This is a genomic window from Sphingobium sp. TomTYG73 (assembly GCF_055394245.1).
In genome coordinates, this window is the sequence record NZ_AP027339.1 from 1641409 (window position 1) to 1666103 (window position 24695).

Consider the following 24695-nt stretch of genomic DNA (forward strand, 5'->3'; position numbering starts at 1 on the left):
TGTTTTTCTACGCCACCGCCCGCCCAGCATTAGACACGTCCTCTGGCGTACAGAAATATAACTGGGCCTTGCCGCCACGTTTGGAGCGGTAGAGCGCGGCGTCCGCACAGGCTGTCAGATGCTCAAGATCGAGCCCGTGACGGGGCGCCATCGCAATGCCGACGCTCACGGAAATCCGGATCTGCTCGTCCATCAGCAGATAGGGCTCACTGAGTTGTCTGATAATACGGCGGCCCAGCATCTCTGCTTCGCTCTCATGCTGAACGCCTTCCTGGACGACGATGAATTCGTCACCGCCGATGCGCGCGACCGTGTCCACTGAGCGAACGATTGAACGCAGCCTGATGGAAACCTCACGCAAAACGGCATCACCCATGGGGTGGCCGTAGCGGTCGTTGATCAGCTTAAAGCCGTCAAGATCGAGGAAATGGACGGCGAGTTGACTGTTCTCGAACGCTGCGGTGCTCATGCTGTTCTGGAAACGCTCTCTCAGGAGCAGCCGATTAGGCAGTCCGGTCAGCGCGTCCTGCCGCACAAGGTTAGCCAGATCATGCTTTGTCGTGAGATGCTCAACGTCCGATCGATACAGATGACGCACTGACTCAAGGCTGAGCAAAGTCACTGCGCTGACCAATAGCGCCTCAATGACGAAATATTCTGCATGCATGGCGCCCGCGTCGCCAACTCGAGCGTGCAAGGCCAGGGCGACGACAGTTGGGACAGTCGCAAGTAGTAGGCTGGTCACGCAAATGCGTGGTCTGCCGCCTATCCGTGAGACAAGCCCCGCGCCAAAAGTAAAAATCAGGCTGACGGCGACAAGATGGTTGAGCGGAGTGTGTGTACCAAGGACTGTCGCGCTAAGCGCGCCCAGCAGTCCGGCGAAAATGTAACTTCCTGCTGCATAACGCCGTTCCCATTGTTTCACGCGTTCGATGGTCAGGGTCGTTCCACATGCCTCCCGCTGATAGGCGGTGATGAGGGCCAGGCGCGCGATTGTCACTACCACTGCAATCGCGGTTATAAGCCCGATCGTGGCATCGCGATGTTCTATGAAAATTGTTGTTCCCGCCACGCCGAACAGGACACCCATGCCGGCGATGGGCAGGCGCATGGCGAAGAGGGACTGCACGAGTTCGCAGTAGACAGCATCCGGGATTGGCAGGGTCATGAGCCGGTTGGAGAATGCCAGGACCCCTCTTCTCATCTTCACCATCCAGTCTGGCATCATCGTAAACCGTGTCAAATCCTGCTCCCGGCAAAAGAAGGCCTCACCCCCCAACACTCCAAAGCCGTTAAAAATGTCAAAACCCGCTTGACGGATCAGCCCATTTTTTTGAGCTTTTATCTTCTTTAGCGACAATGACGCAGTCGGACCAAATCCAAATCCGCCAGTCACTAATGGCGCTGGCAAACTGGTTCCATGCTCCACCCCCGCCAGCCTCCCGGCTCGTTCCGATATCACCCACGCGACGCGCGATTTTTGGCCCGTTGGCGGGCGGAAGGTTCGCACCTCCCGCCCTACAGCTTTATGCGGCATCTGCGAACGACTCCCCGCCCGCATCGGCTGTTGTCGTGGCAACAAGATCGCGTGCGGCAACGACTTTGCCATGGGCCGCAACTGTGCCCACCCCACCCCGTTCGGTGTAGGCGCTCGGTGGAAAAGCCATCCAGCGCGGCACCCAGCGCTCGACCTTGGCGCGCCCATCCGCCCCCGACAGATGGTCGGCAATGATCTGCTTCAAGGTCTTGACCTTCTCTTGGCCATTGGCTGTCGCGACCGTCTCGCCCGCGACCTCAGCGACCATATGGCCCAGCAGTTCACGGTCGCGCAGCAGGGAAAAGAGCGCCTCGACGGCGGCGCTGCCCGCCGCCAATGTCTCGCCCATCACCACCGCGATCACGTCCATGAGCGCCGGGTCCGGCAGCGCGATCAGGCGCAGAAATACGCCGGCAACGCCCTGCTGGGTGTCACGTGCCTCCCAAGCAGCATCGCCGTTGCCGCCGATGACAGTCGGCTTCTCGGGGGAGAAGCCGAGCAGGTCCAGCACGGCACGGCGGCGCTCGTCGAACAGCGCCTCGCCCCGCGACAGTTCGACGCTTTCGCGCACTTCGTCGTTGCGCGTTCCTGACGGCAACGCTGATCGGTATCGACATAACGCTCGCTGGGCTGTTCTGGGCGATGGGTGGCGAGGACAATGTCATCGGCCGCTTCCTCAAGAAAATCCTCTATGTCGGCGCATTCGCGTTTATCCTGAACAGCTTTTCCACGCTGGCCGACATCATCTTCCGCTCGTTCGCGCAGGCCGGGCTGACCGCCGGCGGCGGCACGCTCTCGGCCGACGACCTGCTGAAGCCCGGACGGCTCGCAGGCACCGGCTTCGCGGCAGCCTGGCCGCTGCTCCACCAGGCGAGCGAGATGGTCGGGTTTACAACCTTCTTCGACAACTTCCTGACGATCATGGTGCTGCTGTTCGCCTGGGCACTGGTGATCGTCGCCTTCTTCATCCTCGCCGTTCAGATGTTCATCTGCATCCTCGAGTTCAAGCTGACGAGCCTTGCGGGTTTCATCCTCGTGCCGTTCGCGCTCTGGAACCGGACCAGCTTCCTTGCCGAGCGCGTGCTTGGCAATGTGGTGAGCTCCGGCATCAAGGTGATGATGCTCGCCGTCATCGTCGGTATCGGCTCCAACTTCTTCACCGAGTTCACCGATGCCCTCCAGGGCCAGGAGCCCGATGTCGGGCAGGCCATGAGCCTCGTACTCGCCAGCCTCTCGCTGCTGGGGCTCGGTATCTTCGGGCCGTCGATCGCATCAGGCCTTGTATCCGGGGCACCGCAGCTCGGCGCTGGCGCCGCCATCGGCACGACCATGGGTGCGGGAGGCATGGCGATGATGGCTGGCGGCGCAGCCGCTGGCGGAGCGCGCCTCGCCGGTGGCGGTGCGCTTGGCGCCGTCCGCTCCGGCACGGCAATGGGCTCGGCCGCCTCCACCGCTTACCAGCTTGGCCAGGAACAAGCGGGCAAGTCTACGGTCGGCGCTGGCCTCTCCGGCGTGGCGCAGGCCGCAGGCAATGCCGCGCGCGCCCGCATCAGCAGCGCACTCGGCCTTGGCGAAGCCCTGTCGAGCGGGCGGCAGGCGGCTTGGAATGCACTCAATAGCAAGGACTCTCCGTCGCCGGCGAGCGGCGGCGGGGAGACTGGCGCGCCCGCCTGGGCGGTCGCGATGCGCGCCGAGCAGACCAGTCACCATCGCCGCCAGCTTGCCGTCCACGCCATTAGCCAGGGCGACCGCGGCGGCGGCTCCGCCATGCCCGACATCAAGGAAAGGAACGACTAAACCATGTTCTTCAAGCGAAGCATGCAGCGCTATGGGCGCACGCCGCCACCCGGAACGCCCTATCACCGCGCCGGCCAGCTTTGGGACGAACGGATCGGATCGGCTCGCGTCCAGGCGCGCAGCTGGCGGCTGATGGCATTTGGCGGCCTGTTCCTGGCTACAGGCACCTCGGCGGCCCTTGCCTGGCAGTCGCTGCAGAGCCGGGTCGTCCCCTATGTCGTCGAGGTCGACCGGCTCGGCGAGGCTCGCGCGGTGCAGGCCGCCAATGTCGACTATCGGCCGTCCGACCCGCAGGTCGCCTGGCACCTTGCCCGCTTCATCACCAACATCCGCTCGGTGTCGCTCGACCCAGTACTGATGCGGCGCGGCTGGCTCGACGCCTATGATTTTGCAACCAGGCGGGGCGCGCAGTTTCTCGGCGAATATGCCCGGGCCGCGTCCCCCTTCGCCCAGGTCGGCGAGCGAACCGTGTCGGTCCAGGTCACCAGCGTCGTGCGTGCCTCCGACAAGTCGTTCCAGGTCAAATGGACCGAGAGTGTTTACGAGAGGGGCGCGCAGTCCGGGACTAGCCGCTGGACCGCGATCCTGACGATTACGACCAAGGCGCCCGCCAATGCCGACATGCTGCGAAGAAACCCGCTCGGCATCTATGTCGATGCGATCGACTGGAGCCGCGAACTCGACGGCGAAACCCGGCCTGCGCCGCCACAACCACCTCTCCGGTCCGGCCAATCTCGTTATGCGCCACTCGCGCCAACATTGGCCGGACCAGCCATCCAGAACAGCCAGGAGTCCCATCCATGAAGACCCGTTCCATCCTCCTATCCGCCATCATCCTTATCGCCCCGCAGGCCGATGCGCAGACGGTCTCGTCACCTCTGCAGGGCGTCGCCTCGGCCAACCGCACGGCGACGGCTGAGCCGGCGGCCAAGGGGTTCGTCAATGCGATCCAAGTCTATCCCTTCGCCGTCGGCGTCCTCTTCCAGGCCTATGCGGCGCCGGGTTCCGTTACGGACATTGCCTTGCAGCCCGGCGAGACACTAGTCGCGGTCGCCAGCGGCGACACGACGCGCTGGGTGATCGGCGACACCACTTCCGGAGGAGAGGGCAGCGGGGACAAGGAAGCCAAGCGCACGCACATCCTCGTGAAGCCCTTCTCCGCCGGGCTGACGACCAACCTTGTCATCACGACCAGCCGCCGGACCTATCATCTGCGCCTTACCAGCACGGCCGCGACGGCGATGGCAGGCATAAGCTGGACCTACCCGCAGGATGACCTCATCGCTTTGAAGCGGCAGGCAGATGCTGCGCGCGCCGCAGCCCCTGTCGCCTCCGGCCTCGATATAGCTCGGTTGAACTTCGAATATGCGATCTCGGGCGACCGGCCGTTGTGGCGGCCATTGCGCGCCTTTGACGATGGACGCCAGACCTACATCGAATTTCCTGCCGCGCTGGCCCAGGGCGATGCCCCGCCGATCTTCCTCCTTGGGCCGGACGGAAAGGCAGAACTCGTCAACTACCGCCTGCGCGACCGCTATTATGTCGTCGACCGGCTGTTCGGCACGGCGGAACTGCGGCTCGGCCTCAAGAAGCAGGAGATCGTGCGGATCGTCCGACTGGGTGGCCAGAAGCGTCGGAGGGGGGCATGACAGCCGCCGATAAGCCTGTCCAGTCGCATCCGCCCCAGGCAAAGGTCGACCCGGAGACCCTGGTCCTGCGAGCGCAACCGATTAAAGCGATCCGATTCCGCCGCGGCGCCATCATAGGCATAGCGGCCCTGGGGTCGGCCAGCCTGATGGGCATCGCGTGGCTGGCCCTCAAGCCCCAGGTATTCCGGCAAGTGGCCCAGGAGAGTGAGCTTTCCAAGCCATCGGCTAATCCCGGCGATGCGCTGTCCGGCCTTCCAGCAGAATATGGCGATGTTCCAAGGCTTGGGCCGCCGCTGCCGGGTGACCTCGGGCGACCCATCCTGCGGGCGCAGCAACAGCATCTTGAGGCCGTGGACACGTCGGGCAGCGGTCGATCGAGCGCAGACGCTGCGGAAGCCGAAAGGCTGGCGAAGCTCGCGGAACTGAAAGCAGCCCGGGAGGCCGGCATTCTCGTCCAGACGAAAACGGTGGACCGCGCGGCCGAGACTCCTGCGATCTCGACCGCCGTCGTTGCACCGGATGCCGGGACGTCGCCAGCCCGGCAGGATCGAAAGGCGGCGTTCGCGGAACGTCCCGCCACTAGCAGCGACCTGAACACATCCATGCTGGCACCTCCAGCATCACCCTATCTCCTGGCCGCGGGAAGCATCATTCCAGGTAGCCTGATCACCGGGCTGAACTCCGACATTCCAGGACTCGTCACGGCGCAAGTGACGCAGAATGTGTTCGACAGCGTGACCGGCCAGACCCTGCTCGTACCGCAGGGCGCGCGCCTTGTCGGAAAATATGACAATGTCGTCGCCTTCGGCCAGCGACGCGCGCTCGTGATCTGGCAGCGGCTCAATGCTGCCGGATGGAAGTTCGCTCCGCCTCGACAATTTTCCGGCAACCGACGCGGCTGGATATGCGGGGCTTGCCGACAAGGTCGACTTCCACAGCTGGTCTCTGCTCAAGGGCGTAGCGATCGCAACGCTTCTTGGCGTTGGCTCGGAACTGACGATCGCCGACGAAAGCGACCTTGTCGAGGCGATCCGGGAAGCGACCCAGCAGAGCGTGTCGCGCGCCCGTGACCAGATCACATCGCGCAACCTCGACATCCAGCCGACGATCACGGTGCGCCCCGGAACGCCGGTACGCCTCCTGGTCAGCCGCGATCTCATCCTCGCGCCCTGGCGCGGATCGACAGGAGGATAGGCATGGCAGAGCTTAAATTGCCCAAGCTGCCCGACAGGACGCCGGTCAAACTGGCGATCACCATAACGCCGGACCTGCAGAATGCCCTGCGCGACTATGCCGCGATCTACGCGCAGACCTATGGCATAGAGGAACCGGTCGTCGAACTCATCCCCGCAATGCTGACTGCCTTCCTGGACAGCGATCGCAACTTCATCAAAGCCCGAGACGCCGGGTTACGAGAGAAAGGATGAAGGACGAAATAGTAATGCCGCCTGGTGGTGTGCGGACGGCATCGCCCGTCGATCGCGTGTCCTCACAGAAACCTGCACTTCCGCACCTTGGGCATCGGAGCCAAATCGATGCAGACCGTGACGAGGCGCGAAAGCATCGTCCAGCTATCAGCGAAGGGGCCGCTCTCTTAACCCCGAACGACATCCTTTCACGGCTCAGCATGACGAGCGCGGAGCCAGCAAAATGGATGCGGCGGACGTTCGAAAAGTACCGGGTGCCCTACATTCACCTTTGTGGCCAGGTCCGCGACGGAGGCGCAATATCAGCTACTATTGGAAAGAGTAAGCTGCTTTCCAGCCGCCGCCGTGGAGAAGACGGCATCCAAGGTCGAGTGGCGCAAGTCTGTAAGCACCTCCGCATCAAGGAGTTCGGTTCACGAAAGAGTGACCGAGATGCTACGTCGCACTGATGCCCGAACATGAGCCAACTGCGCGATGAGCTGATGGTCGGTGCTCCAGCACTCAACGCGATGACACGCCGACGTTCATTTGCGCGACAACCCAAGTCGGCCTCCTATTTGTTTCGCGTGGGGCACCTTCGGGAATCAACTCGGGAAAGGCGCGCCCGCATGGTGTATAAGGGAACGTCCCCCGTGGCTGCAGCGGGGCAATGGTGCTTCAGGAGAACGGCATGGAGAAGCTCAACATCGGCACGGATGAGATCGCAGCGCACAACCTCCTGATCGCTTTTGGCATTGATCCAGCCGCAGGCAACCTAGAGGCGGCTGCGAAACATTTCCGGGCTCATCGTGAGAGCGCTGAACGCATACTAATGGAAGCAGCGGAAGAATCGCTACTGAGGCATTTGGAAACCGCATTCAGGGAACACAACGAACTTCAAGAAAGTGAACAGGGCACCGGCTACGCTGCAGCCGAGCAAGAAGCGATGAACTGGTTCTTCGACAACGCCCCGAAATATCTTGACATCCCACCTGTATCGAAAGGCAAATTGCTTCGCGCGATGTTCCGGGATCAAAAAAGGAAAAGAGCGGCAGTCGCGCACAAGCGACCCTGACATTTCTACCTCCAAGGTTCCCTGACCGGTTCTGTTGACGAATGCTGGATGCACGAATGACGCGCTCCTAACGGAACAGGACACGCGGAGTTGCTGAACTTTGCCAAGGAACAACCTGAATGCACGGCGCGGCAAATGGAGCGAAGCTCAGCCTCTTGTACAATCATGCAGACAAGCGTGGAACCAAACTATTGACGCAGCCCCCAGAACGATGGCAAAGGCGCTGGCTCCTGACGGGCGGGTATAGCTCAATGGTAGAGCACTAGCCTTCCAAGCTTGTGATGCGGGTTCGATCCCCGCTACCCGCTCCACCCTCGGCAAAAAAGTTCGGCACCGCTCCGAGCGACCTCGACGCTAAAGCCCATCTCGTCATTGAACATGAAGTGATGCTGCGGCGCTAACTGAGGTCGACCCGCGTGCTCAAGGAACCATCGCTCAGGCGTGGCGCAAGCGGCCGATCACGACATCTTCCTCAGGGGCATGCCGAACCGCTGTGACACGGCACCATCCTGAGCGCCTGCCATCTGCGCAGGAAGTCGCCCAATTCCACCCGGATTTTGGGTTAGATTCTGTTGAAATGCAGCAGCTCGATTATCATTGGAAAAATGAGCAAGTAGACTCGGTTCGCGATGCTGGAACGGGCGCCGTGATCCGCGCGGTCAATCTGTCATGATTGCGGAAACACCGCAGGCGTATGCGCGACAAAAATCAGTAGACATCGCCAGAAGGCAGCTTTACGTGCACGGATCGTCACGCGTGGCTACCAGCAAGTAGAAAATTATGCCTAACATATTTCGCAAGAAAAACGCATTATTTCTTGCCGTAGTTGTTATTCCGACAATATTATCAATACTATATTTCGGAATATTTGCCTCGAACGTCTATATATCTGAATCACGCTTCGTAGTAAAAGCGTCCAAGCAGGCTGCCAGCGACGGCGTGGGTTTGCTGCTTCAATCAGCGGGCTTCAATAACGCCAATGACGAAGTGTATGCGACAAACGATTATATAATTTCACGGTCGGCTTTGCAGCAGTTGAACAAGGATGACGCGGTCACCGCTGCCTATACCGCGCCAGGCATATCCATCTTCGACCGCTTCAATCCGTGGGGATGGGACGGGTCATTCGAGAAGCTGTTCAAATATTATACCAACCGTGTCCAGGTCACTTCCGACTCCCGATCAGCGATCAGCACCCTGGTGGTTCGCGCCTACAGCAGCGAGGACGCATTGAGGCTTAACAGCCGCCTGTTGCAACTGGCCGAGGACATGGTGAACCGCCTCAATACGCGAGGCCGGGAAGATCTTATCAAATATGCGCAGGCAGAAGTGGATGCTGCCAAGCAGCAGGCACGCACTGCTTCGCTCGCCCTTGCCGCCTATCGCAACAAGCAGGGCGTAGTCGATCCGCAGCAACAGGCAGCGATCCAGCTGCAGATGGTGTCGAAGCTGCAGGATGAACTGATCACCGTGAAAAGCCAGTTGATCCAGCTGCGCGCATTCACTCCGGAGAACCCGCAAATTCCGGTTCTGGAAAAGCGCGCGCGCATCCTGAGCGAAGAGATTTACGAACAGACCGGGCGCGTGGCCGGGGACAATAGATCCTTGGCCGCCGCCGCAGTGGAATATCAGCGTCTGCAACTTGAAAACAGTTTTGCCGAACGGCAATTGGCGGGCGCCATGGCATCCTTGCAGGAAGCCCGGAATGAAGCGCGCCGCAAGCAGGTCTATGTCGAGCGCATCGTCAATCCCAACCGACCGGACAGCGCTCTTGAACCACGGCGGTTGCGCGGCATTATTGCCACATTCGTCGTCGGCCTCATCGCCTGGGGCATACTCTCGCTCCTCTTGGCTGGCGTCAGGGAACATCAGAGCTGATGGTCGCCCCTGCTCCACCGGGCCTGGGCCACAGTTTTTACGAGCAGTTGATTGTCCAGCGCCGCGTTATCGGCGCGCTGCTCATGCGGGAAATGCTCACCCGCTATGGTCGCCGGAACATCGGTTTTCTCTGGCTCTTCGCCGAACCCATGATGATTACGGTCATCGTCGCCGGCCTATGGACCGCGCGAGGACTGCACCAATTGTCGGATATTCCGATCGTCGCCTTCGTGATCATCGGCTATTCCGGCATCCAGCTCTGGCGCAACATGTCGCGGCGATGCATCGATGCGATCGAACCCAACAGAGCGCTGCTACGGCACCGTCCAGTCAAGATGCTGGACATCTATCTGGCGCGCATGCTGCTTGAAGTGGCAGGCACCACCACCTCCTTCGCCCTGCTATGCGTGCTCTTCCTGCTGTTCTCAAACCAGATCTCGCCGCCGGAGGATATATTGAAGGTGGTCTTCGCCTGGGGTCTGTTTGCATGGTTCGCCATGAGCATGTCCCTCACATTGGGCGCGCTCTCGGAACTGACCACGCTTGTCACCAAATTCTGGCCGCCTCTGATCTACATTCTTTATCCCCTTTCAGGCGCGATGTTCCTAGTCGATGCCCTGCCTCACGGCTTTAAGGAGATTGTTCTCTACATCCCCCTAGTTCACGCCAATGAAATGCTGCGTGACGGCTTCTTTGGATCGCATTTCGTGGCCCATTACGACCTGTCCTATCTGGTCAGCTGGTGCCTGGGATTGTCCATCACAGGCCTGGGCCTGAGCAATCTGACGGTTGAACACAGGCTGAGCTAATGATCGTTCTGGACCAGGTAACGAAAAGATATCCATCGCTTCGAGGGCCCATCCAGGTTCTCAAGGGCATCGACATGACGGTCGACATGGGAGAAAAGGTCGGCATCATCGGGCGCAACGGCGCGGGCAAGTCCACGCTCATTCGTCTGATCGGCGGGGGCGAGAAGCCAACCACGGGATCCATAACCCGCACGATGAGCATTTCCTGGCCCATCGCCTTTTCGGGCGGCTTCCAGTCGGGACTTACGGGCCGCGATAATCTGCGCTTCATCTGCCGCATCTATGGGCAGGATCCCGCCGAGAAACTGCCGTTCGTAAAAGAATTTTCCGAACTGGGCGACTTTCTCGACCAACCTATCAGGATTTATTCGTCGGGCATGAAGGCCCGGCTTGCTTTCGCGATTTCCATGGCGATCGATTTCGATTGCCTGCTGATCGATGAGGTCATGGCGGTGGGCGACGCGAAGTTCAACGCCAAGAGCCGCGAGGAACTGTTCGTCAAGCGGGCGCACAAGGCGATGATCATCGTCTCGCACAATATGAAATACATCCAGCAAAATTGCAGCCGCGCCTATCTGATGAATGATGGCCGGCTTCAGCGCTTTGACGATGTAGACGAAGCCATTGCCACGCATAAGGCAATGATGGCCTGAATTGAACGGAGAACGGAATTTGTCCAGAGTGTGCATCGTTGGCGCGGGCTTCACCGGCGCTGTCATCGGCCGCGAATTGGCAGAGGCGGGTATCGCTTCGCTGATCGTCGATGAACGATCCCATATCGCGGGCAATTGCCACACCGAACGCGACGCGGAATCGGGTGTCATGATCCACCGCTATGGCCCGCATATCTTCCATACGGACAGCGAGCGAGTGTGGGATTATGTGCGCCGCTTCGGCGAGTTCAAGCCTTATGTGAACCGCGTGAAGACAACAGTGCGGGGCAAGGTTTATTCCCTGCCGATCAACCTGCATACCATCAATCAGTTTTTCGGCACGGCCATGTCGCCAGCTGAAGCGCGCGCCTTTGTCGCGGCGAAGGCGCGCACGGACATAGAAGATCCCCAGACCTTCGAGGAACAGGGGATGAAATTCGTCGGTGAAGAACTGTATGAGGCGTTTTTGGCAGGCTATACGCGCAAGCAATGGGAAATAGAACCGTCGGCGCTGCCCGCTTCTATACTCAAGCGCCTGCCCTTGCGCTTCAACTATGACGACAACTATTTCAACCACCGGTTCCAGGGCATGCCGCAGTATGGTTACACCCGGATTGTGGAGAAGATTCTCGACCATCCGCTGATCGAGTTGCATACCAACTGCCGCTTTGAGGATTTGACCGAGGATTTCGAACATATATTCTATTCCGGCCCGATCGACCGCTATTTCAACTTCGATCTGGGTCGCTTGGCCTATCGCACGCTGGATTTCGAAATGGTCCGCGCGGACGGCGACTATCAGGGCACAGCAGTCATGAACTACCCCGACAGCGATATCCCCTATACGCGGATCGCCGAACACAAGCATTTCGCGCCTTGGGAAGCCGACCAGATGGAAAAGACCGTCGCTTTCCGGGAATATAGCCGCGCCTGTGGGCCGGACGACATACCCTATTATCCCGTCAATCTGGTGGGTGGCGTCGACCTGCTGAAGGCCTATCAGGAACGTGCAGCCCAGTTGAAGAATGTCACTTTCGCCGGGCGCCTGGGCACCTTTCAGTACCTCGACATGGATGTGACCATCGATCTGGCGCTGGACGCGGCCACCGCTTATCTTCAAAAGCGCGCTGCAGCCTGAAGGCACTTCGATGGGTTGAGGCAAGATGACCGAATCGCCAAATTCGACTGGCCGCTTTTCCTTCCCGCTCTTCGCCCTTCTCGACGGGCTGGAACAGCTTTCTTATGAGGCGACAACCGCCGCTACCCTGAACAGCGGCGCAGTCCGGGCCAGAGGCACCACAACCTTGCGGCTCGATCGGCTGTTCGACATCTTTCCCGAGAGCTACTGGCGCCGTTACACCAGTCTCACTGAAATTGCCTTCACAGCCACTCTGACGGGCGCAGCGCGGATCGAAGTGCGGCGCAGAAACGCGCAAACCGGTGAGGAGCAGACCCTTGCCGAGGTGGATTGCGAAGGTCAGGCGCAGCCGATCGCGATTCCGATCGTCCTGCAACAGCCGAGTAGCGAAGAAGACGCAAGCTACCTCATAGCCGTTCTCCACCTGGCGGGGGGGGCGCAACTGCATGACCTGGGCTGGAGCGCCGCCACAGCCCCTGCCCGCGAAATCCGGATCGCTGGGGTGATCTGCACCTTCAACCAGGAAGCCATGCTCGCCGATAATCTCGCGCAGATATCCGAAGCACCCGCTTTCCTGCATCGGCTGTTCGTAGTTAACCAGGCGGCTTCGGGCCTTGCACACAGGATAGCGCCGGGGGACGGCTTTCAAACGCCGATCACCTTTATCGATCAGCCCAATTTCGGCGGCGCTGGCGGTTTTACCCGCGGCATCATCGAAAGTCTGGACGATCTGCAGGTCACGCACATCCTGTTGATGGACGATGACATAAAGGCGCAGCCATTGCTGCTGGCCCGGATCGCCACAATCCTTGCCTATGTCGGGGAGCGGCATTGCATCGGCGGCGCGATGCTGGACATCCACGCGCCGACCAGGCTCTTCACCTGCGGGGACCGGATCAATCCCGGCCGGCCCGCCATCATCAATATCGCCCCACCTGATGAGTGCGATGATGTGACCACGGACGTCGGGCGCGATTTCGTGGCCCTTAATCACAAGCCGGATTTCAACGGATGGTGGTGTTTCGCCTTCCCGGTCGAGGCAGTCAGACAATGCGGCCTGCCCCTGCCGCTATTCATCCGGGGCGACGATGTCGAGTTCGGCTTTCGCCTGTCCCGTGCTGGCTTCCCAACGACCGTATGGGCCGGCGTTGCGGTTTGGCACCTTCCCTTCCAACCCAAAGTTCAGCCGTGGCAGGCCTTTTATGATCGCCGCAACATGCTGTTCCTGAATGAAGTGCATGGCCTGTTTTCCCGGCGTCGATTGGCGCGTTCGGCCTGGGGCAGCTTCACCAACTCAATCAGGGCGCGCGATTATGCGCGGGCGCGCGCCATCGTGGAGGGCGTGGAGGCTTTCAACAAGGGCGCTTCCCATCTGGCACGCTGGTCCGGTGAGGATCATTCGGCACTGCTGGAGCGCATGGTTCTAGGCCACCGCTGGCAAAGCATCATTGCCCTTTCCGCCCGAGCGCTTTCAGCCATCGCTACGCTGCGCTTGCGCCGCCGGTCCAATCCCGACGCGATCAATCGGCTTTCCAGCGCGGGTTTCTGGCGTGATTACCTGTCGATATCTTCGCCCGGGAACGCGCCTTCGCACGACAGGGGCTTTGCAAGTGATCCAGATGACGGCATTGCTCCTTCCCAACAGATTCAAGCGACGAGTGTAAAATCATGCGATCCTATTTAGCCAATGCCCTGGTCTCCGTCGCTTCGCTCGCGTTGCTCTCCGGCTGCGCGGGTTTCGATACCTCGGTCGGCCCCGGCAAGGGCCGCATCGCAAAGATCGAAGGCGACGGCACCATTCAGGGGGTCCGCGTCATCGACGTCACCGATCAAGTGGCGCGGCAAATCCATGCGCAGGAGGTTCGCACCAGCTTCGCCGACGACATGCCTCAAGCACAGCCGACAGGGCAACAGATCGGCAAGGGCGACATCTTGTCAGTACTTATCTGGGAAGCGCCGCCCGCCGCGCTGTTCGGGACGAACCTCGGCAGCACGACGTCGCTGGGGGTGGCGAACACCACTGTCCTTCCCGAAATGCAGGTTGGGCCGACAGGCGATATCACCGTGCCCTATGCGGGCCGCATCCACGTCGAGGACCGTACTCTGCCGGAAATCGAGCGCGAGATTGTCAGGCGGCTGTCGGGCAAGGCGCATATGCCACAGGTTACCGTGCGCCTTGCACAAAACACATCGACTCAGGTGACGGTCGTCGGCGAAGTCGCCACCAACTCGCTCATGCCGTTAACACCAAGGGGAGAAAGGCTTCTGGACGCCATCGCCCGCGCTGGTGGCACCAAGCAACCGGTCGACAAGGTGATGATCCAGTTGACGCGCGGAACCCAGGTGGAAAGCATGCCACTGTCCGACATCATCGCCAATCCGCGGGAGAATGTCGTGCTGCAGGCGGGCGACGTCGTGACGGCGGTGTTCCAGCCCTTCAGCTTCACCGCGTTGGGCGCAGCCGGTCGCAATCAGGAAGTCAATTTCGAGGCGCGCGGCATCACCCTGTCACAGGCATTGGGACGCGTAGCCGGACTTGAGGACCGGCGCGCCGATCCGAAGGGTGTATTCCTGTTCCGCTGGGCCGACCCTCGCTCCGTTCCCGGCGGTGCGATGAACGCGGCAAAGGACGAACAGGGGCGCATTCCCGTCATCTACCGCATCGACATGAAGGATCCGGCGACCTATTTCGCAATGCAGCGTTTTGCCATGAAGGACCGGGACGTGCTGTACGTGTCCAATTCGCCTGTGGCCGAGTTTCAACGCTTCTTCGGGATTATCGCATCGACCGTGCTGCCGGTGATGGCGGTCAGTCGGTCGTTTTGATCGGTTTGGATGGACGATCGTGGTAATCAATAAAGTGAATCAAGGATCAGTTTGAATGAGAATATGCGCTCTCATGATCGGACGGGGGGGAAGCTCTCTCGCGAACAAGAACATCCTGCCCGTTCACGGCCACCCTCTGCTCCATTGGGGGGCTGGGGCTGCGAGGCGAAGCCGCTACGTCAATGACTACTATATTTCGAGCGATGACGACGCGATTTTGCAAACAGCAGCGCGAATGGGGTACAAGGAAATACGGCGTCCCGAGGCACTAGCGTCCGCTACGGCGCAAAGTTGCGATGCCGTCAGGCATGCGCTCGAAATAATAGAAGCAGATGGCTGCCCTGTCGATGTCCTAATAGTACAACATGCGAATGTCGGCACTATCAGTGAAACGATGATCGACGATTGCATCGACATTTTGCTGAAAAACAAAGAACTGTCAGCCGTAGTTCCCAGCCATGAGATGCCGGAATATCACCCGATGCGATCGAAGAGAGTTCGAGAAGATGGGACGTTAGAACCGTTTGTGCCGGGTCCAGCATCAGCCAACAGGCAGGAGCTTCCACGGGCAGTGTTCTTCGATCATAGCTTTTGGGTTGTTCGCGGCCGGTCAGCTGTATGCGATCCCGATGGGCAAGGCCCTTGGCCGTGTATGGGAAGCCGGATCAGGCCTTACATTACGGAAGGATGTTTGGATGTGCACAGCATGGAGGACATCGGCAAGACTGAACGCTGGATAAAGGAAAACCGCATTCCGCCGCCTCGAATGTCAGAATATGCGTCGGCAAAATTTCAGGACATATAAGGAAGCAAGAATGTTCCCCAGCTACAGCGATCCGCGCGAAGCGCGGGTGCAACGCTTCGGCTTTGATGACAAAGTCAAAGGAAAAATTCTAAGCCAAGATAGATGTTTCATTATTGGACTTGGCCCAAGCTTGGCAAAAGTCGCTCCAGAAGGTCTGACGGATGAATTCGTTATCGGAACGAACTACATCCTTCGAACAGATGTGGTTCCTGATGTCATCTGTATGGTGGATAACCGCCGATATGACTATGAAAACTGGTTGAGGACGCAGATCAAGCTCATCACGGTCAAGCAGATCGCCGAACGAAGGTCGGACACGATCGGCAATCTCAACGCTTATCACGACATAGATTATATAGATTATGGAAGCGGTCTAACTCGCGACGTTCTGACAATCGACAGCTTTGACGATCAATTTTCCATGGTCCATTTTGCTGGGTCTGTAATCACTGATCTTGCCATTCCGTTTGCAACTTACCTTGGCTTCAAGAATGTATACGTTCTCGGCCTTGACGGCGCGATGGCGAGCTTTCCAAGCACGCATATTTTCGGAAACGAGAAAAAATACGCCGCGGCCCATCCATCCCACATGTATCATCTCCACGAAAAAACGGCTGCACTTGCGCTAAAAAGAGGCGTCAGAACCTTCAACGCCTCACCAGGCGGTGTTGTCTTCGCGTTGGAGAAGACGTCCTTAGCAAAGACCAAAATTTCCGCCGTGCGTACCGATTTTGATCGCAATGTAGATGGTCATTTCGTGGTGCTGGGAACCGGTCTGATACGACTGGTCGCTCAGAATGGTGGTTATCGCCTCGTAACGGAGGACGGTGCGCGATATATTCGCCACAAGAATAACATTGTTTTTCTTGATAGAGATGATGGATCATCTCAATTCGGGAAGGATTCTACGTGGTACATTGAACCTGCTTTTGGGAGGCAGGGATGGGCCTCGTTCCGGTCGGTCAACGCGAAAGACAAATATATTACGGCGCTGGATGAATTCAGTGGCTACAAGCTACGCTCAATGAATGGTGTCTTTAGTCCGTACTTCTCATCATTCCGCGTCTATGAAGACCGACATCGCGCAGCACCACGCATAGCCAATAACATGATACTGAAACAAATCGCTGAAATGAAACATGCAGTTGGCGGATCAATGCTGGCCGATGACGGATACTGAAGCTCAGCAGGCGCCTTCAATGGAAGAGAATGCGTCGATGCACATTGACCGGGAAGATCAGCATTATCTCATCCACGAGATTTCTCCAGTTCGCATGACATGGATTTATTTCCTATAAACAACGAAACTATTTCGTTTTACTATTAATAATTGAATCAATCATTTCTGCTATATCTATTGTATCTGGCGCGAATTTTATAACACCTTCATCGATCATTTTTTCGATGCCATCTAAAAATTCACTTGGCTTATCCATTTGAAGATGTGCAAATTGATCTGGAGAGAATTGCCACCATCGAAGTTTCACTGCTCTCGTTCTTACATCCTCCGTGAGCCTGTACTTGATTACTCTAGCAGGGACACCGCCTACGACAGCGAATGGTGGCACATCTTTTGTCACCACCGAACCTGCAGCAACGATAGCACCATCGCCGATTTTTATACCCTGCTGGATAAGAACATTCTGGCCTATCCATACATCATTACCGACAGTAACGGGGCCACCCTCCGCTGTGAACGGCGCTGGCGCTCCACATCGACCAAGAGACTGCTCAATTCCCCGGGCATAATATTGCCGAAACGAAATCAGATGAGTTGTAATTCTATCTACAGGGTGAGCAATGCCGAGCTTTTCCACTCCTTTAGCAATGGAACAATATCTGCCAACCTTGGTAATCTTGCCCAATTGCCGAAATAGAGTATGAAAAGGCTGAAATTGAAATGAAATTTCGGCGAGGCATAGTAGCATAAGGTTCAACAATGATTGGTTGGCGAATCATAAGCTTCTCGCCTGCTTTAAAGACACCTTCAATTCTATTATTGATGACCTAAGTATATTGATTTTTCTTTGAAATTTTCTTCAATTTGGTTGCTCCAAGAAAATCTGAATGGATATTTAATCGCCATGCCACCTCCTGCGGGCAAATATATTCCCTCTACAAATCTCATCATGCCGGTCCTACAGAAAAGATAAAGTTCCGGCCCGGATGTCAGCGGCCAGGATGCTGGCCCGCAACGCGACGATCTGAGCGAGAGCGCCAAGCTTGTTTTCCAAAGCTTGCGCGCGAGTCTTATAATAAGAGGCCTTAATGCCTTCCGCGCTGGCGATGTCGGGACCATCTTGCATGTGAAAGCTTTGCGTCAAAAACGTCAGCCCAAGCAAGCCAGCGCATCACCTTTGCGTTGACCCTGCATCCCGCAGTGGTTAGGCACCCTCGGTCGATGATCAGGCACGAAAGCAAAAGGGCTCCCATGGATATCAGAGCGTTGCTCGACGAGTGTCGGTTGATGGTCATGGCTATGATGCCAGAGATCACGGAGCGGCGCTACCGCATCCAGTATAAGGCCGATCAAAGCCCGGTTACAGAAGCGGACCAGTATATAGAGGCCAACCTTCACGCTTTCCTGAAGGCGCGCCTGCCAGGCCTCACTTTTGTAGGCGAGGAAAGCTATGATTTTCAGGCTGCGGAACAGCCCGGCTATTTCGTTCTCCTGGACCCCATCGATGGCACGGAAAATTTCTGCTCTGGCCTTAAGGAATGGGGCGTTTCGCTAGGCGTCTGGAAGGACGGAATCCATCAGGGCAGCCTGCTGATGATGCCGGAACTTGGCGAACATATCATGACGGGCGACCCCTGCACCAAGCTGCATTCGCGAATCACTGGATTTTCTTCCTCCTTTAATGAGGAGATCGCCGATGGTATCCGGGATGCAATCGAATATCGGGTGACGGGTTGCGCTGTCTATAATCTCTTCAACGTTATCCGGGGAAGCTTCGCACGCTTCATCAATCCCAAGGGCGCCTATGCCTGGGATCTTTTGCCAGGCGTGATGCTGGCGCTGGAACATGGCTGTTCAGTTAGGGTGAATGATGCAGACTATCTCGGGCAATTTCTTGAACCTCATCGAAAATATCGCGTCGACATACGCCACCGATACGATCCACATCCTGGGTAAGGGGCCGTCGGTCGATCTCATCGATCCGCATGTTTACGCCAATTCTCTGGTTATCGGTATCAATGACGCCGAGCGGATAGCCCCGGCCGACATCACCATCTTCCATGGCGACTGGGTTGAAGAGGCACTGAAACAATCTGGCTTCCGCTCGCGCCTGTACTTGACCGCTCAGCGGGATTTTCGCGCGGGCGACAAGACGGTCGTTCATGCTCCGCTGATTCAGCTAACGCAGGAATCATCTGAATTGCTCATGCAGCGGATGATGACCGACGGCCTCGAAATCGAGGAAATACTCTTCGTCACAGCGCTCAAACTGTCCCGTCTGATCGCTCAGGTTCGCGGACGGCCGCAGACCGTCTATATGCTCGGCTTCGATTTCAATGCCGACATGGGCCAGAGCAAGGCCCTTTCCCCCGACTATGTTCATGACCGTTCCAATGAGCGCTCACTGAAGATTTCGACGCAGGAATATTATTTCATCAATGCCCTCTATACCCTGCGCGACAGCGATCTGGATGTTCGACATGTAGGCAACCGTTCCTTCAGCGCGTTGACTGCCGAACAGCTCAATGGCCATCCGTCGCAAAGTGCCGTTGCCGGGGACGCCAGCGTCGATATTGTGGCAGAGTTGACCACTAACCATTTTGGTGATCGCTTTCGCCTAGAGAAGATGATCCGCGCGAGCAAGGCTGCAGGCGCGACCTATATCAAGCTCCAGAAGCGGGACGTGGAGAGTTTCTACACGCCTGAACAACTTTCTGCGCCCTACGCTTCTCCATTCGGAAAGACATTCCGGGATTATCGCCATCAGCTGGAATTGAGCAAGGATGACTTTTCATTTGTAGATACGCTGTGCCGTGATCTTGGAATTGGATGGTTTGCATCCGTGCTCGATGAACCATCATTTCACGTGATGATGGATATCGGTGTTCCGATGGTGAAGCTCCCATCGACCATTTCCGAGCATCGCGACTATCTAAACTTCGTCGCCAAGAACTACAGGGGATCGGTTATCCTCTCGACTGGAATGACAGACGAGAGCTATGAGAAATTTGTCACTGATACATTCGGCAATTGCGAACGCATTTATCTGCTCCAGTGCAATTCAGCCTATCCGACACCGCTTGAACACTGCCACATCGGGGTTGTCCGTCACTATCATAACTTGTCCAAGCAGAACCCGCTGATCGTGCCTGGTTATTCCAGCCATGACCACGGCTGGAAGGCGTCCGCATTGGCCGTCGCAGCTGGTGCGCGGATGCTGGAAAAGCATGTTAAGCTGGGCAATACCGAATGGGCGCATTTTGACGCCGTCGCAGTCGATCTTACGACCAGCGCATTCCGCGAATATGTCAGTCATATCCGTGAAACGGAAATGATCATGGGTTCCGACAAGAAGGTCGTGAACGACAGTGAACATCATAAATATCGGAAGTGACAGACTTCCATATTAACATCGTCGGTGCCATCGGCCATCGCGGAGAAGAACGTGACTAGAGATTCTGGCTTTAACGCACTCCAGGAGCGGGGCCATGTCGCGCAGCGGCTCATCACGCCTGACGCAGTCATCAATTGCGAACCGGACCTGTTTTACCACCGTCTGGGTTTGGCAGGATATGATGAGGCGGCCGGCAATTTTTACGCTTTTCGTGGCGCAGAAATACGGTTCGACAGCTATTTCAATGCCTTCCCGGCCTATGCTTTCGACCTTCAGCCCTCCAACAGATTGGAGGTCCACGTAGAGGCGCAGGGTAAATGCATCTTCGAACTGGTGTTGGTGCGTCAAAACAAAAGCTGGCAGCATATTTACCACAGGGTCTTCGATGCCGATGGCACGACAAAAATCGTGGAGGTCCCGCAGATCCCTCTCGAAGGACTGATCTACGCGCGCTTCGTCGCGGTCGATGATGTGACCATCAGGTCGATCGATTATGTCGTCACGGGTCCTGTACGCAGCAGGGTCAAAATGACCGGCGTAATCACAACCTTCAGGCGAAATGAGGCAGTCCAAAGAACATCGCGGCGCCTAGAGGATTACTTCGCGGCAAATGCCGATCTGCGCGATGATTTCAATCTACTTGTCATAGACAATGGTGGAGACACTGATAGCATTGGTTTTTCCAATGGCCAGGTTATCAAGAACAGCAACTATGGCGGTGCTGGCGGATTTACACGCGGCCTTTTGGAAACGGTAAAGGGTGGGACATCCTCGCACATTCTGTTCATGGATGATGACGCCGTTTTCTTCCCAGAAACGCTGCGACGAACGATGGCGATCCTGCGCTACAGCGCCGAGCCGAGGCTCGCGATCAGCGGATCCATGATCACGGAGTCGCACAAATGGCGGCTGTGGGAAGCCAGCGCAGTCTTCAACCAGCGGTGCAGGCCAATTCACAACGGGAGCGACTTGCGTAGGTTCGAAGATGTCGTCGGCACCACGCAAATTGCTTCCGGGGAGAACCGCTATGGGGGGTGGTGGTATTTCGCTTTTCCCATCGCGGCGGTCAGATCATGGCCATTCCCCTTCTTCGTGCGTGGCGATGACGTATGTTTTTCACTGGCGAACAATTTCAGCATTTTAAATGTGCCGGGGATCGCTAGCCACCAGGAGGATTTCTTCGCCAAGCAGTCGCCGATGACGGTTTATCTGGACATGCGCTATCATCTGGTGGCGCATTTGATGTTCGAGCGGCTTGAATTGAGCAAAGCCGATTTACAAGATATGATGCGAGGCTATTTTGATCGATTCAACGATGCCTATCATTATGAATCGGCGGAAGCTCTGTTGATGGCGATGGAAGATGTCCTGAAAGGCGAGCGGTTCTGGGAAGATAATCTAGATATGACGCAGCGCAGGGCTGACCTGGCAGCGCTTACCGTCCAGGAAAAGCTCATCACCCCCCTGGAATTTTCCGTAAGCGATACAGCTGCCCATTCGCCCAAGCGCAATAAAGGCAAGTGGCGCGCCCTTTGGCGCAAACTGAGCTTCAACGGGCATATTCTTCCAGAGAAATTATTTTATTCCAAAGGCGTTCTCTTTCCGCTCGACGTGCGTGCTAACCCCCGGGACAGCTTCCGACGCCGCTGGTCAGCGACTTTCGACGCGGGTTCTCGGACAGGCTATATTTGCCGGATCGACAAGGCGCGTTATTTTGCCAATCGACGGCGATTCAAGATCGTGATGAAGCAGTTGCTCGACAACTATGCGGCACAAAAAGAAGCCTACCGCAGGAGTTGCCAGTCCATGACCACCCAGGATGCGTGGGAGAGACGGTTCAAAATAGTCGATGCTCGCGGTGCCAACGAACGAGATTTATCTGCCGCGTGACAAGCGTATGCCGACCGCAACAGATGCGGCCGCAATTCAATCGAACTCCCTCTATGTCCAAGTCGCTACCCTTGAGCTGCCGGTCGAATTCCTCAACTGAAAATCGCGGCCGGGTCAATCCGGCGGAGAACCTCAGCCGGGATCGTCGGCCAACGTGCAAGGGAACAAGGCTCCCTTGCACTTTGCTATCCCATCAAAGCATCAAAATGGAGCGGGACTCTTCGTCTGAACGATAACAATCAGCCGAACCGGTCAAACTGCAAATTCTCAGGCCAAGTGCGCGCTTGACCTTCCGTGGCCCGGATGCGATCCTGAAGGTGTGGGAGCGATGGCAGCGACAAAGTTGGGCAAATTCCGGGCAGGCGCTCCTGGCCGCCACTTTATTGCATTGAATTCACGGTCAGAATTTCCTCGCACCCGCCGCTTTGACATCGCAGGTGTTGCCAAATCGGTCTGGCACGCCCAACACTGACGTTCGATTCAGCGAATGACTGGTGGGCTTCGCATGTCTCTGCCATCTTTTTGCGAAATTAGATGCTCACCTGGTTCAACGTATCGGCCAGTAAATCAACTGTTACCGCCAGCCGCTCGTCTAGCGATGCGAGGAGTTGTGTCCAACCGAGCATATCGTTCAGTTCTCCTGGGCCGTCGGATATGCCGCGCAGTCCCATCAGGGGAACAGTGAAGCGCTGGCAGGCTCGGGTGATGGCGAAGGTTTCCATATCGACCATATCGGCGTCAATCAGTGCATATTCCTCGCCGCCTACGATGTTTGCGCCGGTTGAAAGGCGCGCCGCGGGAATGTCGAGAGGTGCGTGCAACGGTAGATCGACGGGGTGATCTATGAACGGAGTCACTCCCTTTGCGAAACCAAGGCGGGAGGCGTCCATGTCGCGCCAGGATACGCTCGCGACCTGATAGACCTCCCCCAACTGACAGGCGCGGGAGCCAGCTGAGCCCAGTGACACAACAAGGTCAGGCAGAGCATCATGCTGGTGAAGGTGCTGAAGCGCCAAGGTGGTTGTGATCGCGGCTTCGACGGGACCGACGCCCGTCATCAGCGGCGTGAAGCGGGAACGCAGATGTGGGCCATATTCATCCTCTATCGCCATTAGGAAGAGGATGCGCTTTCCGGCGATTAGCTCGCAATTTGGTTGGCGGGGGAAATTCATGAAGGAAACCGTTAATTGCCGGGGAATTTGAGGAGGGCGGCGGTGGCGATGCCGTCGGCTTCGAGGGCGGAGCGGCCGCCGAGGTCCGGGAGGTCGATGGCGAAGAGGGCCAGGAGCAAGGTGGCGCCTTGTTCGCGGAGGAGCTCTGCGGCGGCGAGGGCGGTGCCGCCGGTGGCGATAAGGTCATCGACCAATAGGACCCGGGCGCCCTGCCCTATCTGTCCTTCATGCAATTCGAGGCGGTCGGTGCCATATTCGAGCACATAGTCGATGCCGACGGTCTTGCCGGGTAGCTTGCCCGACTTGCGGATCGGAACGAAGCCGAGACCGAGCGCGTGAGCGAGTGCCGATCCAAGCACGAAACCGCGCGCCTCGATGCCAACGACGATGTCCGCGTCGAGCGGCCGGGCGATCGCCGCGAGGTTGCCAACGAGCGCCGAGAAGCCTTCCGCATCGGCCAGCAGCGTGGTGATGTCGCGGAACAGGATGCCCGGCTTGGGGAAGTCGGGAATGGTCCGGACCAGCGCGGCGAGTTCATCTAGATCCATGTAAACTCCCAATGAAAAAGGGGCGCGGTGTCATCATGACGCCGCGCCCCTTCCCTATTCATTCCCTTGGCCGAAAGGCGGTCAGGCGGCCTTTTTCTTGTCGGCCCAGATATTCTGGTAGGACATGTAGGCCAGCGCCGTTGCGATCAGCAGGAAGACGATGGTCGCCAGACCCGCGCGGCGGCGGTTCTCAAGCTTGGGCTCTGCCGTCCAGGTCAGGAAGGCCGAAACGTCCTTCGCCATCTGGTCAACGGTCGCCTTGGTGCCGTCGCCATAGGTCACCTGACCGTCAGCCGTCAGCGGCGGGGCCATGGCGAGGTTCAGGTTGGCGAAATAGGGGTTGTAGTGCAGCCCCTGCGGCGTCTTGGCATCCGGGAAGTGCTTCAGCAGCTCGGCAGGCTGGTTCTGGAAACCAGTCAGCAGCGAGTAGACATAGGCCGAGCCCTCATGGCGCGCCTTGGTCATCAGCGACAGATCTGGCGGGATCGCATTGTTGTTCGCCGCCATCGCCGCGACATTATTGGCGAAGGGCTTGGGGAAGTAATCCGCCGGAACCGGAGCACGCGTCGACATTTCACCCGTCTTGGGATCAACGTCAGGCGTCTTGATCGCCCACTGCTTGGCGATCGCCTTGATCTCCGCCTCGTTGTAGCCGATGCCCTTGAGGTCGCGGAAAGCGACGAACTTCAGGCTGTGGCAGGCCGAGCAAACTTCCTTGAACACCTGGAAGCCGCGCTGCAGCTGGGGCTGATCGAACTTGCCGAACGGGCCGTTGAAGGAGAAGTCCACTTCCTTGGGATGCTTGTGGAATTCATGCTCCACCGTCGCAGCGGGCGGTTCGGAGACATAGGCCACAGCGCCCACAAGGAAGGAGATCAGCAGCCAGCCAGCAAAGAAGAGGCCGACGAGAAATGCGCCGATGCGAACCATGTTGATCT

At 57.8% G+C, this 24695-nt stretch carries 23 protein-coding genes, 1 tRNA gene and 2 pseudogenes; 19 read left to right on the top strand and 7 right to left on the bottom strand.

Translation table 11 applies throughout. The features are described 5' to 3' along the window. Positions 1–7: 7 nt before the first annotated feature. Both ACZ5TH_RS08275 and ACZ5TH_RS08280 read right to left on the bottom strand, forming a co-directional pair. Complete coding sequence (locus tag ACZ5TH_RS08275) at positions 8–1396, bottom strand: diguanylate cyclase domain-containing protein (RefSeq protein ID WP_464793577.1); 1389 nt, start codon at positions 1394–1396, stop codon at positions 8–10. Between the two features lie 130 nt (positions 1397–1526). Then, complete coding sequence (locus ACZ5TH_RS08280; RefSeq protein WP_464793578.1) at positions 1527–2135, bottom strand: hypothetical protein; 609 nt, start codon at positions 2133–2135, stop codon at positions 1527–1529. Here ACZ5TH_RS08280 and trbL point away from each other — a divergent pair. The 16 genes and pseudogenes from trbL to ACZ5TH_RS08360 form a co-directional block, all read left to right on the top strand. Then, positions 2123–3334, top strand: a pseudogene (gene trbL, locus ACZ5TH_RS08285) (P-type conjugative transfer protein TrbL); the annotation flags it as partial. The gene ACZ5TH_RS08280 and the pseudogene trbL overlap by 13 nt on opposite strands. A gap of 3 nt (positions 3335–3337) precedes the next feature. Next, the gene (gene trbF, locus ACZ5TH_RS08290) at positions 3338–4138 is read left to right on the top strand and encodes a conjugal transfer protein TrbF (RefSeq protein ID WP_464793579.1); all 801 of its coding nucleotides are present in this window, start codon (positions 3338–3340) and stop codon (positions 4136–4138) included. Beyond that, the gene (trbG, locus tag ACZ5TH_RS08295; RefSeq protein ID WP_464793580.1) at positions 4135–4983 is read left to right on the top strand and encodes a P-type conjugative transfer protein TrbG; all 849 of its coding nucleotides are present in this window, start codon (positions 4135–4137) and stop codon (positions 4981–4983) included. Before trbF ends, trbG begins: the two co-directional genes overlap by 4 nt. Positions 4984–5585: 602 nt before the next feature. After that, positions 5586–5768: pseudogene (locus ACZ5TH_RS08300) on the top strand (TrbI/VirB10 family protein); the annotation flags it as partial. 58 nt (positions 5769–5826) lie between these two features. Continuing rightward, complete coding sequence (locus ACZ5TH_RS08305) at positions 5827–6177, top strand: TraB/TrbI/VirB10 family type IV secretion system protein (protein ID WP_464793581.1); 351 nt, start codon at positions 5827–5829, stop codon at positions 6175–6177. Positions 6178–6179: 2 nt separating this feature from the next. Continuing rightward, positions 6180–6410 carry a DUF2274 domain-containing protein gene (locus tag ACZ5TH_RS08310; RefSeq protein WP_464793582.1) on the top strand — a complete coding sequence of 77 codons (231 nt, stop codon included), beginning with the start codon at positions 6180–6182 and terminating at the stop codon, positions 6408–6410. 670 nt (positions 6411–7080) lie between these two features. Then, a complete protein-coding gene (locus tag ACZ5TH_RS08315) occupies positions 7081–7464 on the top strand; it encodes a hypothetical protein (protein ID WP_464793583.1) in 384 nt (127 codons plus the stop codon). Between the two features lie 237 nt (positions 7465–7701). Then, positions 7702–7775: transfer RNA gene (locus ACZ5TH_RS08320), tRNA-Gly, on the top strand. A gap of 676 nt (positions 7776–8451) precedes the next feature. After that, complete coding sequence (locus ACZ5TH_RS08325; protein ID WP_464793584.1) at positions 8452–9342, top strand: KpsE/RkpR family capsule polysaccharide export protein; 891 nt, start codon at positions 8452–8454, stop codon at positions 9340–9342. Next, complete coding sequence (locus ACZ5TH_RS08330; RefSeq protein ID WP_464793585.1) at positions 9342–10151, top strand: ABC transporter permease; 810 nt, start codon at positions 9342–9344, stop codon at positions 10149–10151. Before ACZ5TH_RS08325 ends, ACZ5TH_RS08330 begins: the two co-directional genes overlap by 1 nt. Before the next feature lie 74 nt (positions 10152–10225). After that, positions 10226–10804 (top strand): ABC transporter ATP-binding protein, encoded by a 579-nt coding sequence (locus tag ACZ5TH_RS08335; RefSeq protein ID WP_464793586.1) that lies wholly within the window; start codon positions 10226–10228, stop codon positions 10802–10804. 28 nt (positions 10805–10832) lie between these two features. After that, positions 10833–11942: a UDP-galactopyranose mutase gene (gene glf / locus ACZ5TH_RS08340; RefSeq protein ID WP_464795080.1), complete on the top strand. Its 1110-nt coding sequence runs from the start codon at positions 10833–10835 to the stop codon at positions 11940–11942. Positions 11943–11967: 25 nt separating this feature from the next. Then, positions 11968–13626: a glycosyltransferase family 2 protein gene (locus tag ACZ5TH_RS08345; RefSeq protein WP_464793587.1), complete on the top strand. Its 1659-nt coding sequence runs from the start codon at positions 11968–11970 to the stop codon at positions 13624–13626. Beyond that, a complete protein-coding gene (locus tag ACZ5TH_RS08350; RefSeq protein ID WP_464793588.1) occupies positions 13611–14768 on the top strand; it encodes a polysaccharide biosynthesis/export family protein in 1158 nt (385 codons plus the stop codon). The genes ACZ5TH_RS08345 and ACZ5TH_RS08350 overlap by 16 nt, the downstream gene beginning before the upstream one ends. 73 nt (positions 14769–14841) lie before the next feature. Then, a complete protein-coding gene (locus tag ACZ5TH_RS08355) occupies positions 14842–15573 on the top strand; it encodes an acylneuraminate cytidylyltransferase family protein (protein WP_464793589.1) in 732 nt (243 codons plus the stop codon). Positions 15574–15583: 10 nt separating this feature from the next. Then, the gene (locus ACZ5TH_RS08360; RefSeq protein WP_464793590.1) at positions 15584–16753 is read left to right on the top strand and encodes an AbfB domain-containing protein; all 1170 of its coding nucleotides are present in this window, start codon (positions 15584–15586) and stop codon (positions 16751–16753) included. 127 nt (positions 16754–16880) lie between these two features. Here ACZ5TH_RS08360 and ACZ5TH_RS08365 read toward each other — a convergent pair whose 3' ends face one another. Together ACZ5TH_RS08365 and ACZ5TH_RS08370 are read right to left on the bottom strand one after the other, a co-directional pair. Continuing rightward, the gene (locus ACZ5TH_RS08365) at positions 16881–17438 is read right to left on the bottom strand and encodes a CatB-related O-acetyltransferase (protein ID WP_464793591.1); all 558 of its coding nucleotides are present in this window, start codon (positions 17436–17438) and stop codon (positions 16881–16883) included. 273 nt (positions 17439–17711) lie between these two features. Beyond that, positions 17712–17915: a hypothetical protein gene (locus ACZ5TH_RS08370; RefSeq protein WP_464793592.1), complete on the bottom strand. Its 204-nt coding sequence runs from the start codon at positions 17913–17915 to the stop codon at positions 17712–17714. Between the two features lie 89 nt (positions 17916–18004). Here ACZ5TH_RS08370 and ACZ5TH_RS08375 point away from each other — a divergent pair, with 89 nt between their 5' ends. Genes ACZ5TH_RS08375 through ACZ5TH_RS08385 form a run of 3 tightly spaced genes read left to right on the top strand, consistent with a single transcriptional unit; the run spans position 18005 to position 22037 of the window. After that, complete coding sequence (locus ACZ5TH_RS08375; RefSeq protein WP_464793593.1) at positions 18005–18709, top strand: inositol monophosphatase family protein; 705 nt, start codon at positions 18005–18007, stop codon at positions 18707–18709. After that, positions 18624–20147: an N-acetylneuraminate synthase family protein gene (locus ACZ5TH_RS08380; RefSeq protein WP_464793594.1), complete on the top strand. Its 1524-nt coding sequence runs from the start codon at positions 18624–18626 to the stop codon at positions 20145–20147. Before ACZ5TH_RS08375 ends, ACZ5TH_RS08380 begins: the two co-directional genes overlap by 86 nt. A gap of 24 nt (positions 20148–20171) precedes the next feature. Next, on the top strand, positions 20172–22037 hold the full coding sequence (locus ACZ5TH_RS08385; RefSeq protein WP_464793595.1) for a glycosyltransferase family 2 protein: 1866 nt from the start codon (positions 20172–20174) through the stop codon (positions 22035–22037). A gap of 530 nt (positions 22038–22567) precedes the next feature. Here the strand turns inward: ACZ5TH_RS08385 and ACZ5TH_RS08390 are convergent. The 3 genes from ACZ5TH_RS08390 to ACZ5TH_RS08400 form a co-directional block, all read right to left on the bottom strand. After that, the gene (locus ACZ5TH_RS08390; RefSeq protein ID WP_464793596.1) at positions 22568–23149 is read right to left on the bottom strand and encodes a 5'-methylthioadenosine/S-adenosylhomocysteine nucleosidase; all 582 of its coding nucleotides are present in this window, start codon (positions 23147–23149) and stop codon (positions 22568–22570) included. A gap of 71 nt (positions 23150–23220) precedes the next feature. Further along, positions 23221–23757 carry an adenine phosphoribosyltransferase gene (locus ACZ5TH_RS08395; protein ID WP_464793597.1) on the bottom strand — a complete coding sequence of 179 codons (537 nt, stop codon included), beginning with the start codon at positions 23755–23757 and terminating at the stop codon, positions 23221–23223. 81 nt (positions 23758–23838) lie between these two features. Then, a complete protein-coding gene (locus tag ACZ5TH_RS08400) occupies positions 23839–24687 on the bottom strand; it encodes a cytochrome c1 (RefSeq protein WP_449473784.1) in 849 nt (282 codons plus the stop codon). Positions 24688–24695 lie beyond the last annotated feature (8 nt).